General features: G+C 65.0%; 12 protein-coding genes. 7 read left to right on the plus strand and 5 right to left on the minus strand.

Features of this window, described 5'->3' with window-relative positions; all coding sequences use genetic code 11:
* From ACF8Q6_RS17365 to ACF8Q6_RS17395, 7 genes are read left to right on the plus strand one after another with little or no spacing between them, the layout of a single operon-like run.
* Nucleotides 1–2490: an RND family transporter gene (locus tag ACF8Q6_RS17365; RefSeq protein WP_392491814.1), complete on the plus strand. Its 2490-nt coding sequence runs from the start codon at nt 1–3 to the stop codon at nt 2488–2490.
* On the plus strand, nt 2480–3670 hold the full coding sequence (locus ACF8Q6_RS17370) for an MFS transporter (protein WP_392491815.1): 1191 nt from the start codon (nt 2480–2482) through the stop codon (nt 3668–3670). The genes ACF8Q6_RS17365 and ACF8Q6_RS17370 overlap by 11 nt, the downstream gene beginning before the upstream one ends.
* Nucleotides 3667–3831, plus strand: a complete 165-nt coding sequence (locus tag ACF8Q6_RS17375) for a hypothetical protein (protein WP_392491816.1) — start codon at nt 3667–3669, stop codon at nt 3829–3831. The genes ACF8Q6_RS17370 and ACF8Q6_RS17375 overlap by 4 nt, the downstream gene beginning before the upstream one ends.
* A gap of 11 nt (nt 3832–3842) precedes the next feature.
* Nucleotides 3843–4415, plus strand: a complete 573-nt coding sequence (locus ACF8Q6_RS17380; RefSeq protein WP_014862035.1) for a cupin domain-containing protein — start codon at nt 3843–3845, stop codon at nt 4413–4415.
* Complete coding sequence (locus tag ACF8Q6_RS17385; RefSeq protein ID WP_392491818.1) at nt 4412–5404, plus strand: fumarylacetoacetate hydrolase family protein; 993 nt, start codon at nt 4412–4414, stop codon at nt 5402–5404. Before ACF8Q6_RS17380 ends, ACF8Q6_RS17385 begins: the two co-directional genes overlap by 4 nt.
* Nucleotides 5395–6381, plus strand: coding sequence for an NAD-dependent epimerase/dehydratase family protein (locus tag ACF8Q6_RS17390; RefSeq protein ID WP_392491820.1), 987 nt, complete (start codon nt 5395–5397; stop codon nt 6379–6381). Before ACF8Q6_RS17385 ends, ACF8Q6_RS17390 begins: the two co-directional genes overlap by 10 nt.
* Nucleotides 6378–7160, plus strand: coding sequence for a cyclase family protein (locus tag ACF8Q6_RS17395; protein ID WP_392491821.1), 783 nt, complete (start codon nt 6378–6380; stop codon nt 7158–7160). The genes ACF8Q6_RS17390 and ACF8Q6_RS17395 overlap by 4 nt, the downstream gene beginning before the upstream one ends.
* A gap of 79 nt (nt 7161–7239) precedes the next feature.
* Here the strand turns inward: ACF8Q6_RS17395 and ACF8Q6_RS17400 are convergent, their stop codons facing one another.
* The 5 genes from ACF8Q6_RS17400 to ACF8Q6_RS17420 form a co-directional block, all read right to left on the minus strand.
* Complete coding sequence (locus tag ACF8Q6_RS17400; protein ID WP_392491822.1) at nt 7240–8184, minus strand: PDR/VanB family oxidoreductase; 945 nt, start codon at nt 8182–8184, stop codon at nt 7240–7242.
* Nucleotides 8181–9611, minus strand: a complete 1431-nt coding sequence (locus ACF8Q6_RS17405; protein WP_392491823.1) for an amidohydrolase family protein — start codon at nt 9609–9611, stop codon at nt 8181–8183. Before ACF8Q6_RS17405 ends, ACF8Q6_RS17400 begins: the two co-directional genes overlap by 4 nt.
* Before the next feature lie 38 nt (nt 9612–9649).
* Nucleotides 9650–10378, minus strand: coding sequence for an ABC transporter permease (locus ACF8Q6_RS17410; protein ID WP_392491923.1), 729 nt, complete (start codon nt 10376–10378; stop codon nt 9650–9652).
* Nucleotides 10379–10463: 85 nt separating this feature from the next.
* Nucleotides 10464–11312 carry an ABC transporter ATP-binding protein gene (locus ACF8Q6_RS17415; protein ID WP_392491824.1) on the minus strand — a complete coding sequence of 283 codons (849 nt, stop codon included), beginning with the start codon at nt 11310–11312 and terminating at the stop codon, nt 10464–10466.
* A 65-nt stretch (nt 11313–11377) separates the two neighbouring features.
* Nucleotides 11378–12403, minus strand: a complete 1026-nt coding sequence (locus tag ACF8Q6_RS17420) for a Rieske 2Fe-2S domain-containing protein (protein ID WP_392491825.1) — start codon at nt 12401–12403, stop codon at nt 11378–11380.
* Nucleotide 12404 lies beyond the last annotated feature (1 nt).

Below are 12404 nucleotides of genomic sequence, written 5' to 3' on the forward strand. Positions count from 1 at the left end.
ATGCACGTCATGAATTCATCTGCGCCTTCCAGCGGCCCGCTCGACGACTTCGACAGCGCGTCCGGCTCGCTGCTGGAACGTGCGCTATTCAACCACCGTGTGCTGGTGTTGCTGCTGTGCCTGGCGGCGACCTTGCTGCTCGGCTGGCAGGCCTCGCGCCTGACCCTCAATGCCAGCTTCGAGAAGATGATCCCGCGCGATCATCCGTTCATCCACAACTACCTGGAGCACCGCCAGGAACTCGCCGGCCTGGGCAACGCGGTGCGCATCGCCGTGGCCAATCCGCGCGGCAGCATCTACGACAAGGACTACCTGCACAGCCTGCAGCAGCTCAACGATGCGGTATACCTGCTGCCTGGCGTCGACCGTGCGGCGATGAAGTCGCTGTGGACGCCGTCCACCCGCTGGACCGGAGTCACCGAGGAGGGCTTGGAAGGAGGCCCGGTGGTGCCCGACAGCTACGATGGCGCTGCCGCTAGCCTGGAAGCGCTCAAGCGCAACGTGGAACGCTCCAACGAGATTGGTCAACTGGTGGCTTTCGACCAGCGTTCGAGCATTGTCTACGTGCCGCTGCTGGAGAAGACCCCGGACGGCCAGGCCCTCGACTACACGGCCTTCGCCCATGAGCTGGAAACCCTGCGCGAGCGCTTCCAGGCGCAGGGGGTGGAGATCCACATCACCGGTTTCGCCAAGGTCGTCGGCGACCTCATGGACGGCCTGCGGCAGATCCTGCTGTTCTTTGCCGCCGCCATTGCCATCACCGCCGCTGTGCTGTACTGGTACACCCGCTGTGTGCGCAGCACCGCGCTGGTGGTGGTGTGTTCGCTGGTGGCAGTGATCTGGCAGCTCGGCCTGCTGCCACTGCTGGGTTACGCGCTCGACCCGTATTCGGTGCTGGTACCGTTCCTGGTGTTCGCCATTGGCATGAGCCATGGCGCCCAGAAGATGAACGGCATCATGCAGGACATCGGCCGCGGTATGCATCGGCTTGTGGCAGCGCGGTTCACCTTCCGCCGGTTATTTCTGGCCGGGCTCACCGCGCTGCTATGCGATGCGGTCGGTTTTGCCGTGCTCATGATCATTCAGATACAGGTGATCCAGGACCTGGCCGTCATCGCCAGCCTGGGCGTGGCGGTGCTGATCTTCACCAACCTGATTCTGCTGCCGGTGCTGCTCTCCTACGTGGGCGTCAGTGCCCGTGCGGCGCGGCGCAGCCTGCGCGCCGAAGAAGCCGAGGCCAGCGGGGCGGGCAAGCATGCGGTGTGGCGCTTCCTCGACCTGTTCACCCGCCGGCGCTGGGCGGCGGCGTGCATCGCCGTCGCTGCGCTGATGGCTGCCGGGGGCTACGCCGTGAGCCTGCACCTGAAGGTCGGCGACCTCGACGCCGGCGCTCCCGAGCTGCGCGCCGATTCGCGCTACAACCGCGACAATGCCTTCGTCACCCGGCACTACGGCGCCAGCAGCGATGTCTTCGCGGTGATGGTGCGCACCGCCCCCGGTGGCTGTTCGGCCTACGGCACCTTGAAACACGTGGATGACCTCGACTGGCAACTGCGTGGCCTGCAGGGCGTGGACTCGACAAACTCGTTGGCGTTGCTCAACCGCCGGGTGCTGGTCGGCCTCTCCGAAGGCAGCCCGAAGTGGTATGACCTGGTCAACAACCAGGCGACCCTGAACATGGTCACCGCCGGTGCCCCGCGCGGGCTGTACAACGACGACTGCAGCCTGCTGACGCTCTATGCCTACCTGACCGATCACAAGGCCGACACCCTGGCACGGGTGGTCGACAGCGTCCAGGCGTTTGCCCAGGCCAACGACAGCGAGCAGGCCAGCTTCCTCATGGCTGCTGGCAGTGCAGGCATCGAGGCTGCCACCAACCAGGTGGTCAAGCAGGCCAACCGCGACATGCTCTGGTGGGTCTACGGCGCGGTGATCGTGCTCTGCCTGTTGACCTTCCGCTCCTGGCGCGCGGTGCTCTGCGCGGTGCTGCCGCTGATACTCACCTCGATCCTCTGCGAAGCGCTGATGGTGGCGCTGGGCATTGGCGTGAAGGTGGCGACCCTGCCGGTGATCGCCCTTGGGGTCGGCATCGGCGTGGACTACGCGCTGTATGTGATGAGCATCGTGCTGGCCCAGCTGCGCCAAGGCGCGAGCCTGTCCCAGGCGTATTACCGCGCGCTGCTGTTCACCGGCAAGGTGGTCATGCTCACCGGTATCACCCTGGCCATCGGCGTTGGTACCTGGATCTTCTCGCCGATCAAGTTCCAGGCCGACATGGGCGTGCTGCTGGCATTCATGTTCGTCTGGAACATGGTCGGTGCATTGATCCTGCTGCCGGCGTTGGCCTACTTCCTGTTGCCGCACCGCAAGGCCTGTACCGAGCAGCTGGCATTGCCGGCGCATGAGCACACAAGGCGCGAGCGCAGTAGCGGGATGCTGGAGCAGGGCGCCAGTTTTCGCCCGCTGGAGGAGGTGAGCCATGGCCGCTGAACGCACCGCCGGAAGCGCCCAGGCTGCCTTGCTGCTGTTCGGCAGTTGCCTGCCCGTCCTGGGGGCGGTGCTCATCGCACCGGTGCTACCCCGCATGCACGCGCATTTTGCCGAGACGCCGGGCGTGGCCGTGCTGGTGCCGGTGGCCCTGACGTTGCCGGCACTGGTCATCGCCTTGTTGGCGCCGCTGGCCGGGGTGTTGGCAGACCGAGTGGGGCGGCGAGCACTGCTGCTGGCGAGCATGTTGCTCTACAGCCTGTGCGGTTTGTTGCCGTTGTGGCTGGACTCGCTGGTGCTGATTGTCGCCAGCCGCGCCGGCATCGGCTTGGCCGAAGCCGGCATCATGACCTGTTGCACCACGCTGATGGGTGACTACTTCGACGGCCAGCGCCGGGCGCGGTTGTTCGCTTTGCAGATGGTGGTCACCTCATTGGCGGCGGCATTGTTCATGGGCGTGGGCGGTGCGCTGGGGGAAAGCGACTGGCGGACACCGTTCACCCTCTATGCGGTGGGTGCGCTGTGCCTGCCCTTGATGGCCCTGCTGTTGTGGGAGCCGCGTGCCTGCCAGACCGCCAGCGAAGCCACCGTCGATTCGCGTTTTCCATGGGCGGCCCTGACGCCGTTATACCTGCTCACCGTGCTGGCTGGCGTCAGCCTGTTCATCGTCCCGGTACAGGCCGGTTACGTGCTGCAGTTACTGCACATAGATGCGCCCCGTCAGGTCGGCCTGGCCATGGGCGCCAACCAGCTCGGCGTGTTGGCCGGCGCACTGGCTTTTCGCTTACTGGCGCGCTTGCCGGCTGGGCGGTTGCTGGCCTTGGGCTTTGCCACGGCGGGGCTCGGTGGCGGCCTGATGGCGCTGGCGAGCAGCCACGCGCCAGTGGTGCTGGCGGTGCTGATCAACGGCCTGGGTGTTGGGCTGTTGCTGCCGACGCTGATCACCCTGGTGATGCAGCAGGTTGGCTTAGATCAGCGCGGCCGTGCCACGGGTGGGTTCACTTCGGCGATTTTCGCGGGTGAGTTCGTCAGTCCATTGATCGTCCTGGCATTGACCGCTGGTGTGGCTACGCAACTGCCGCATGCACTGCTGCTGGTCGCCATCGGACAACTGCTACTGGCGCCTGTGTGCCTGTCCTTGATGCGCCACCGGCGTGCGGTGACGGTGGCAGGTGCACGATGAACGAAATTTTCCTTGGCGGGCGAGCCGGTGCCAGTCGCTCTCTGCGCAGCGCCATGTGGCTGACCAGCATGCGGCTACCGGCCATGGCTAAAGGCGCAGCGTTCATCAGCGGACAGAATCTTATTGTCGACGGTGGCTCGACCATCGGCGACGGCAATTGAAAGGAGACAGCATGCAATCGCTTCCTGCATTCAAACGTGTAGTCACCGGCCACGATGCCGAGGGCCAGGCGGTCGTCGCCAGTTGCGGCCCGACACCGAACAACTTCCCACTCAAGGCGGTGCCTGGCACCCTGTTCTATGAAGTCTGGAACAGTGTCGGCAGCCCGGCGACACTGGACAACGGCAATGATCCGACAGCGCAGCCGCTGCAATTGAGCCCTGGCCCGCTGGGCAGCGTGATTCGCGTGGTGGACATACCGCCCGACAGCGTGCAGAACCAGGTCAGTGCCGAAGACGCAGCCGCTGCCTTCGCCGAGATCGGCGAGGCGAGTGCCGGCACGGGCAAAGCCGATTCGAAGCACAAGCTGATGCACCGCACCGAAACCCTGGACTACGGCATCGTTACCGAGGGCGAGGTCTGGCTGGTGCTGGACGATGGCGAAGTCCACCTCAAACGGGGCGATATCGTGGTCCAGCGCGGTACCAACCACGCCTGGAGCAACCGCAGCGAACAGATGGCCCGGATGGTCTTCATCCTGCTCGATGGGCGTTATGCCGAGACGCTCAAGGAGCTGCTGCCATGAAGCTCGCCACGTTCGACGACGGCAGCCGCGATGGTCGCTTGCTGGTGGTGGCCCGTGACCTCGGGCATGCGGTCGATGCCAGCGACATCGCCACCAGCTTGCAGGTCGCGCTGGAAAACTGGCCCCAGGTCGAAGCCCGCTTGCAGGCGCTGTATCAGCAGCTCAATGACGATGCGGTTGCGGGTGCCTTCGCGCTCGACCTCGCTCGACTGGCTGCGCCCCTGCCGCGTGCCAGCCAGTGGCTGGATGGCTCGTGCTTCCTCAGCCATGGCGCGTTGATGCAGAAGGCCTTCAACCTGGACCCGATCGAAGGCGTCGAGCACACACCACTGATTTACCAGGGAGCCAGCGACGACTTTCTCGGGCCACTCGCGGACATTCCCTTGCCCAGCGAGGCCCACGGCATCGACTTCGAGGGCGAGTTCGCGGTGTTGCTCGACGACGTACCCATGGGCTGCCCGGCGGAGCAGGCCTTGCGGCATGTTCGCCTGATCCTGCAACTCAACGATGTCAGCCTGCGGGCCCTGGCACCGCGGGAAATGAAGACCGGCTTCGGCTTTCTCCAGGCCAAGCCCGCCAGCAGTTTTGCGCCCGTCGCGGTCACCCCGGACGAACTCGGCGAGGCCTGGCGCGACGGCCGGGTGCACTTGCCGCTGCACGTGCACTGGAACGGCGAGTGGTTCGGCCATCCCCATGGCGGCGCCATGCACTTCGGTTTCCACCAGTTGATTGCCCATGCGGCGCTGACCCGACGCTTGCGTGCGGGCACGCTACTCGGCTCCGGCACCGTGTCCAACGCTGACCGCAGCGTGGGCTCGGCGTGCATCGCCGAGCGCCGCGCCATCGAAACCATCGCCTGCGGTGCGCCGCGCACGGCCTTCATGCGCTTTGGCGACCGGGTGCGCATGGAGGCTCGCGGGCCCGAGGGCGAGGTGCTGTTCGGGGCCATTGACCAGCGCGTGGTGCGGGGAGGCTGGCCATGCGAGTGATGGTCACCGGGGCAAATGGCTTCGTCGGGCGCCAGTTAGTGCAGCGCCTGCTGGACCTGGGCGAGCTGCGCGGGCGGCGAATCGAGGCACTGCTGGTGCTGGATCAGGCACTGGCCGGCCTGCCCGAAGACGCGCGCCTGCGTCGTCATCACGGTAGCGTCACCGACGCGGCCTTGCTGCGTCGGGTGCTGGCTGACGGTGTCGACGTGGTCTTCCATCTCGTCAGCGTGCCTGGCGGCGCTGCCGAGGCGCAGTACGAAAGGGGTTACCAGGTGAACCTGCAAGCAAGCCTGGAGCTGCTCGACCAACTGCGTAATCCCCTCTGTCCACCGGTGCTGGTGTACGCCAGCAGCGTCGCGGTGTACGGCGGCAAGTTGCCGACGCGCATGGACGAAGGCCAGCCAGCGTCGCCGCAGCTGTCCTATGCGGCGCACAAACGCATGGTGGAGATCGCGTTGCAGGACCTTGCCCGCCGTGGCGAGGTTGACGGCCGCGCCTTGCGTTTGCCCGGTATCGTTGCTCGCCCGCGCGAGCCGAATGGTCTGCGCTCGGCGTTCATGAGCGACCTGTTGCACGCCTATGTGGCCGGGGAGGCCTACACCTGCCCGGTGTCACCCGAAGCGAGCGCCTGGTGGATGTCGGCCCGCTGTTGCGTGGACAACCTGCTGCGCGCCGCCGAGCTGGAAGACCCGGGCAGCCAGCGGGTTTGGCAACTGCCCGTGCTGCATTTGACCATCGCCCAGGTGCTGACCGGGCTGGCGGCTGTTGTTGGCGAGGCCAACCGTGAGCGCATCGCCTTCGCCCCCGATCCCCAGCTCGAAAGCCTGTTTGGCCGCTACCCACCGTTGCGCACCTCGTTCGCCCGCGAACTGGGCTTCTGCCACGACGGTTCAGTGGCCGGGCTGCTGCGTAATGCCCTCGACTTGCCGCCGCGCCACACCCGTCGCGCGGCCATCCGCAAAGGAATCCTCGTATGACCTTGAACACACGTCGCTTGCTGGACCTGTCTGTCACCCTGGACAACAACCCTTACACTGATCCGCCACCTTTGCTACCGAAAATCGATTATATGGATCATCAGCAGGGTTGGCCGGAAATGGCCGCGATGTTTCCCGGGCTGCGCAAGGAGGACCTGCCGGGCGACGAGTCCTGGGCGGCGGAGCGCCTGCAGATCACCACTCACAGTGGTACGCACATGGACGCGCCCTGGCACTACGCATCCACCACCGACGGTGGCAAGCCGGCCTTCGGCATCGACGAACTGCCGCTGGAGTGGTGCCTGCAGCCGGGGGTGAAGCTGGATTTTCGTCATTTGCCGGATGGCCACGTGGTCACTGCGGCGCAGGTCGAGGCGGAGCTTGCGCGCATTGGTCATGCGCTGCAGCCGCTGGACATCGTGCTTGTGAACACCCGCGCGGGCAGCGTGTTCGGCCAGCCTGGCTATCTCGACGCCGGAGTGGGGATGGGCCGCGAGGCGACCTTGTACCTGCTGGAGCGCGGGGTGAGGGTGGTGGGTACCGATGCCTGGAGTTGGGATGCGCCATTCACGTTCACCCGCGAACGTTTCAGTGAAACGGGCGACGCCTCGATCATTTGGGAGGGCCATAAGGCCGGGCGTGATATCGGCTATGGGCAGATGGAGAAGCTGGCCAATCTGGAGCGGCTACCGGCGGATGGGTTTCTGGTAAGTTGCTTCCCTTACAAGATCCGGCATGCCTCAGCCGGCTTCGTCCGGGCGGTAGCGATCTTCGATTAGGGACAAAGCCATGGGCCGAAAGGCGCGGGCGTGCGCAGCTGCCGTCAGCCGTTGGCCGTCGGGCAGCTGCGGGCGATGGTCAAACGTCCAGCACCAACCGGGCGCTGTGGCAGCCCGATACGCAGGGCGTTATCCATTCTCCGCTGTTGCGCTGGGCATCGCTGAGGTACTCGTCGCGGTGATCAGGCGCCCCCTCGATGACCCGGCTGACACAGGCGCCGCAGATACCCATTCCACATGACACGGGTAGCTCCACGCCCGCCCGCGATGCCGCCTGTACCAAACTTTCGCCCGGTTGCACCTCGACCTGAAGACGACTGCGCTGTAGCACCAGTGTGCAGTGACGCTCGACGTGCAAGGTGGGCTCTGTGGCCTGGAAATGTTCGCGGTGAAGCGCCGTGGTTGGCCAGCCGCTTGCCAGCGCGACGCGTTCGACACACGCCATGAAACCGGCAGGACCACAGCAATAGAGGCTTGCGCTGCCGTCCCAGGCCGGCAAGTGTTCCTCCAGGTACCCGGTGATCATCGGGGCGCGCAAACCTGCATGAACCTCGGTATTCGCATCGAGGTACTGGATAAAAGGCACCTGTTTGGCATCGCGGGTGAAAAACAGCAAGCGCACCGACCGACCTTGCGCTTGGCATTGCCGGTACATGGCGAGCAGTGGCGTGATTCCTATGCCTGCGGCCACCAAGACGACCTGTCCTGTGCCAGGTTGCAGGCTAAAGAGGTTGCGCGGCAGGCCCACCTCCACCCGGGCACCCAGCCGCAGGTGCTCATGCAGCCATTGCGAGCCGCCCCGGGAGGCTTTTTCGCGCTTGATGCCCAGGTATACATGACCATCCTCGGGCAGGCTGACCACTGAGTATTGGCGTACCGCGCCATTGCCCAGGCGCAGGTCCACATGAGCACCGGGTGCCCAGTCGAAGGGCAGGGGAGCAGGACTCGGCGGGGCCAGTTCGACACCCAGCACGTCGTCGGCTTCGAGGCGCAGGGCCCGCACCTGCAGAGGCGTCCAGCTCATGCGCGTACCCCCGCGGCCTGTTGCAGGCGAAGTACAGCCTGCCGCGCCTGGCTGCCCAGTTCGGCGAGGTCCAAGCCAGGAAGCGTATCGTTTTCCACGCTCAGGCGGCCGCCCACCAGCAATGCCCGCAGCGTCGGACGGCCACCGCCTACCACTGGCGCGATACCCAGATCATGCAGACCGAAGTAGCGGGGTTGATCGAGGCGGTAGATCGCCAAGTCTGCTGCCATGCCGACCTGCAGCGTGCCGATGGCGTCCAGGCCCAGCACCTGGGCGCCACCTGCCGTGCCCCAGCGCACGACGTCCTCCACGGTGGCGACATGCGCACCGCCCTCCAGATCGCCGCCAGCATGGCGGGCCCTGGCGCGTTCGCCGGCCTTGGCCCTTTGCATCAGCCAGGCGGCGTGGGTTTCGCTGATCATGTCGCAGGCTTCGTTGGAGGCAGCGCCATCCACGCCGATCGAAACCGACATGCCTGCAGCCTCCATGGCAACGATATCTGCGATACCACTGCCAAGCCGGCCATTGCTTTGGGGGCAGTGGGCGATGCCGGTGCCGGTGGCGCCCAGCAGCTGGATTTCTTCGGCGCTCAGCTTGACCAGGTGCGCGAACCACACGTCCGGCCCGAGCCATTCCTGCTCCGCGCAGAACACCACGGGCGAGAGGCCGTGGCGATCATGGACTTCGTTCTGGTACTCCACGGTTTCGCTCAGATGGCTGTGCAGGCGGATGCCCAGGCGGCGTGCGGTGCGGGCGGTCTCGCGCAGGTGCTCGGGCGGCATGGAGTAGGGCGGGCTGGTCGGCGCCATTACCACACGGCGCCAGGCATCATCGGCGGAATCATGGTAGACCTGCACCAAGCGCTGAACATCGTCCAGGTACTGTTTGAGGGTCTCAGGTCCGGCTGTCGCGGGGCCTTCCGCCTGACGTACCTGGGTTGCGCCGCCCCGGCAAAGGACGAAACGTAGCCCCAGGCGCTCGGCTTCTTCGAAGAGGATCTGTGCGCTGTCGAAGGCCATGCCCGGCAAGTACAGGTAATGATGGTCGGCCACCGTGCTGCAGCCGGAACGGGCCAGCTCCACCAGCCCGACCCGTGCGGCCAAGCGAAAACTGTGCTCATCGAACAACCCGCGGTAGCGATAGGGCACGGCCCCCAACCAGGCACCGAGGCTCTGGTCGATGCCAGCGGGAATGCCCTTGAGCAAGGACTGGAACAGATGATGATGGGTGTTCACCCAGCCTGGATACACCACGCAATCGGTGGCATCGAGCACTTGCTCACCTGGTAACGGTTGCAGCGAGCCCAGGGCAGCGATACGCCCTTGGGTGATGCGGATATCCGGCCCCACATGGCGCGCGGCGCCGCCACGCAGGCCAGTGAGGATGGCGCTGGCGTTACGGATCAGCCAGCTGTTGGTGTGATTCATGTTCGTCTCCATAGCCAGTACAGCGTTTCGCAGGGAAGTCAGCCCAGTTCGCTTTCGTGCCAGTGGCGCAGGCTCAAGCGCGCCAGCAACGCCATCAGGCTGAACAGCGCCACGCCGGTCAGGGCGATCAACACCAGGGCGGCGAATAGGCGGGGGATGTTGAGCTGGAATCCCGCCTGCAGGATCTGATAGGCCAGGCCCGCACCCGTGCCGCCCGTACCGGCGACGAACTCGGCCACCACCGCGCCGATCAATGCCAAGCCGCTGGCGATGCGCAGGCCAGCGAAAAAGCACGGTAAGGCGCTGGGAATGCGCAGGCGCAACAGCACTTGCCAGCGGCTGGCGCGGTTCAGGCGGAACAGGTTGAGCAGGCCAGGGTTGACGCTGCGCAGGCCCAGGACGGTGTTGGCGATGATCGGGAAGATCGCCACCAGCGTGGCGCAGATCACCAACGCCAAGGTCGTGTCGCTGCACCAGATGATGATCAGCGGTGCGATGGCCACCACCGGCGTGACCTGCAGCAGAATCGCGTAGGGAAACAGACTGGCCTCCACGACGCGGCTCTGCACGAACACGAACGCCGCCAGCGTGCCGATGACCACGGCGAGGGCGAATGACAGGAAGGTGATCTTCAGGGTCATCCACAGAGCCCCCAGCAGCATCGGGCCATCGGCGAGCAGGGTGCGGCCGATATCAGCCGGTGACGGTACCAGGTACACCGGGACTTTCCAGGCGATGCATGCCAGTTGCCAGACGCCGAGCAGCAAGGCGCCAACCAGTAGTGGTGAAACGATGCGTAGTACAGAAGGGTGGCGTAGCCAGGGAGTAGAGGGTCGGCTCATGATGATGCTCTCAGGAAGGGTCGCCATTGGCCTGGGCCAGGAGTCGGGACAGGTGCGCGCATTGCTCGATGAACGCCGGTGAAGTGCGGTATGCCTCGTCGCGCTCCCGTGGGCCGTCGATGATTACATCGGCGATCACTCGACCGGGACGCGCGCCCATCACGATCACCCGCGAAGACAGGTACACCGCCTCGAAGATGCTGTGGGTCACGAATACCACCGTCAGGTCGCGCTGGAGCCAGAGGTGGCGCAGGTCGCTATCGAGCTTGTTGCGGGTGAACTCGTCCAGGGCGCCGAAGGGTTCGTCCATCAGCAGCAGATTGGGCTCGGTGGCCAATGCCCTGGCAATGGAGGCGCGCATCTGCATACCGCCGGAGAGCTCCCGCGGGTAAACGTCGCCGAACTTGCCCAGCCCCACCAGTTCCAGGGCGGCTTGCACCTTGGACTGGCTCTGGGCCTTGGGGGCGCCAGCCAAGTCCAGGGGCAAGCGCACGTTGTCGTGCACCTTGGCCCATGGCATCAGGGTGGCTTCCTGGAACACCATGGCCAGGCTGCGCCCCGGTGTGCCTGCGTGGTGGTCCGTACCCGGGGCATCCTTGCCCCACCAGCGCACATGGCCGGCGGAGGGCTGTTCGAGCCCAGCGAACATTTTCAGCAGGGTGCTTTTGCCACACCCCGACGGGCCCAAGAGCGAGACGAACTCGCCGCGTTCGATCGCCAGTTTCACGCGGCTCAAGGCATGGGTGCCATTGCTGTAGGTTTTTTCCACCTGATCGGCGAACAAAGGGGTATCCACACCGATGGTGTTCGGCAGGGCCTGCGGCTGGACGCCGGCCTTGGATAGGGTCTGCATCAACATAGCGCTCTCCCCGTGGGTCATGAGCGGTGGTGAATGCCCCGGCGCACCGGGGCGTTGGGCAAGTGTCAGTGGCTGAGGAACACTTCGCTCTCGCCATGGGCTTCAAGCAGACCCAGTAGTTGCCGACGGATAACCAACCCAGGCTTGTCCGATGGCATGTGCAGTTCCACCCTGCGGCGGGTGTCGACACAGGCGTCAGGATCGGTAGCCTCCAGGATGTCGCGGTCTTCGGCTGTGATCGCTGCGTCCCAGTCGATCAGTTCCTGGGTCGAGCATTGCTCTTCGCTGTCGTTGCGATACAACCACTGCACGAGCATCAGTCGGTTGTCGTCGATGGGCGTGGCGCAGTTGTAGATGATGTGATGGATGCCGCTGTCCGGATACATGCAGCCAAAACGCCGAGAGAAGGGCAGGTAATAGCGGTTGAGCAGGTGCCGTTGGGTGATCGGCTCGGTCGTACCGGTGATACGGAAGCTTGCCTCGGGGTTGCGGATCGGCACGCGGGTCTCGGCTTCGAAGCCATAATCGGTTTCGCGGAATTCGTAACTGGCCGGTTGCGGCTGGTCGAACAAGCCGAAGTTGGCCTTGTGCACGAAGGAAAAGTGCGAGTTGTCGAAGGAATTCTCCATGACCCGCAGCGGGCTGGTCTTCCACTCTTCGTAGAACTGGAAAATGCGTCGGTAACCGGGGGCGCCGTCTTCCGGGAACTCAGGGATCGGTTGTAGCGGGTCGTCCAGGCTGACCCAGGCATAGCCGTACTTCTCCTGGCAGTGATAAGCCTTCACCGCGGCACCCGGAGGAATAGCGCCGGTGGGATTCTGCGGGATCTTCACGCAGGCGCCGGTGCAGTCGTATTCCCAGCCGTGATACCCGCAGGCGATATTGCCCTCAGCACTGACGAAGCCTTTGGACAGTTTGGCGGTGCGGTGGCAGCAGCGGTCCCGCATTGCCACCGGGGTACCATCGGGACGCTTCCACAACACCAGCGCTTCACCCAGCAGGGTGAATGGCTTGGGGCCGTCTTCGAGGGCTGTCATAGGGAGCAGGGCATACCAGAAACGGCGCAATACAGGTTGTTTGGTAACCAACATA

Source organism: Pseudomonas sp. GLN_2, from assembly GCF_043106005.1.
GTDB lineage: Bacteria > Pseudomonadota > Gammaproteobacteria > Pseudomonadales > Pseudomonadaceae > Aquipseudomonas > Aquipseudomonas alloputida.

What these genes read in the sequence shown, in the direction of transcription:
- ACF8Q6_RS17390 (WP_392491820.1), top strand. Translation starts at nt 5,395, where the DNA reads ATGCGAGTGATGGTCACCGGGGCAAATGGCTTCGTCGGGCGCCAGTTA.
- ACF8Q6_RS17405 (WP_392491823.1), bottom strand. Translation starts at nt 9,611, where the DNA reads ATGAATCACACCAACAGCTGGCTGATCCGTAACGCCAGCGCCATCCTC.
- ACF8Q6_RS17380 (WP_014862035.1), top strand. Translation starts at nt 3,843, where the DNA reads ATGCAATCGCTTCCTGCATTCAAACGTGTAGTCACCGGCCACGATGCC.
- ACF8Q6_RS17400 (WP_392491822.1), bottom strand. Translation starts at nt 8,184, where the DNA reads ATGAGCTGGACGCCTCTGCAGGTGCGGGCCCTGCGCCTCGAAGCCGAC.
- ACF8Q6_RS17415 (WP_392491824.1), bottom strand. Translation starts at nt 11,312, where the DNA reads ATGTTGATGCAGACCCTATCCAAGGCCGGCGTCCAGCCGCAGGCCCTG.
- ACF8Q6_RS17375 (WP_392491816.1), top strand. Translation starts at nt 3,667, where the DNA reads ATGAACGAAATTTTCCTTGGCGGGCGAGCCGGTGCCAGTCGCTCTCTG.
- ACF8Q6_RS17370 (WP_392491815.1), top strand. Translation starts at nt 2,480, where the DNA reads ATGGCCGCTGAACGCACCGCCGGAAGCGCCCAGGCTGCCTTGCTGCTG.
- ACF8Q6_RS17420 (WP_392491825.1), bottom strand. Translation starts at nt 12,403, where the DNA reads ATGTTGGTTACCAAACAACCTGTATTGCGCCGTTTCTGGTATGCCCTG.
- ACF8Q6_RS17365 (WP_392491814.1), top strand. Translation starts at nt 1, where the DNA reads ATGCACGTCATGAATTCATCTGCGCCTTCCAGCGGCCCGCTCGACGAC.
- ACF8Q6_RS17395 (WP_392491821.1), top strand. Translation starts at nt 6,378, where the DNA reads ATGACCTTGAACACACGTCGCTTGCTGGACCTGTCTGTCACCCTGGAC.
- ACF8Q6_RS17385 (WP_392491818.1), top strand. Translation starts at nt 4,412, where the DNA reads ATGAAGCTCGCCACGTTCGACGACGGCAGCCGCGATGGTCGCTTGCTG.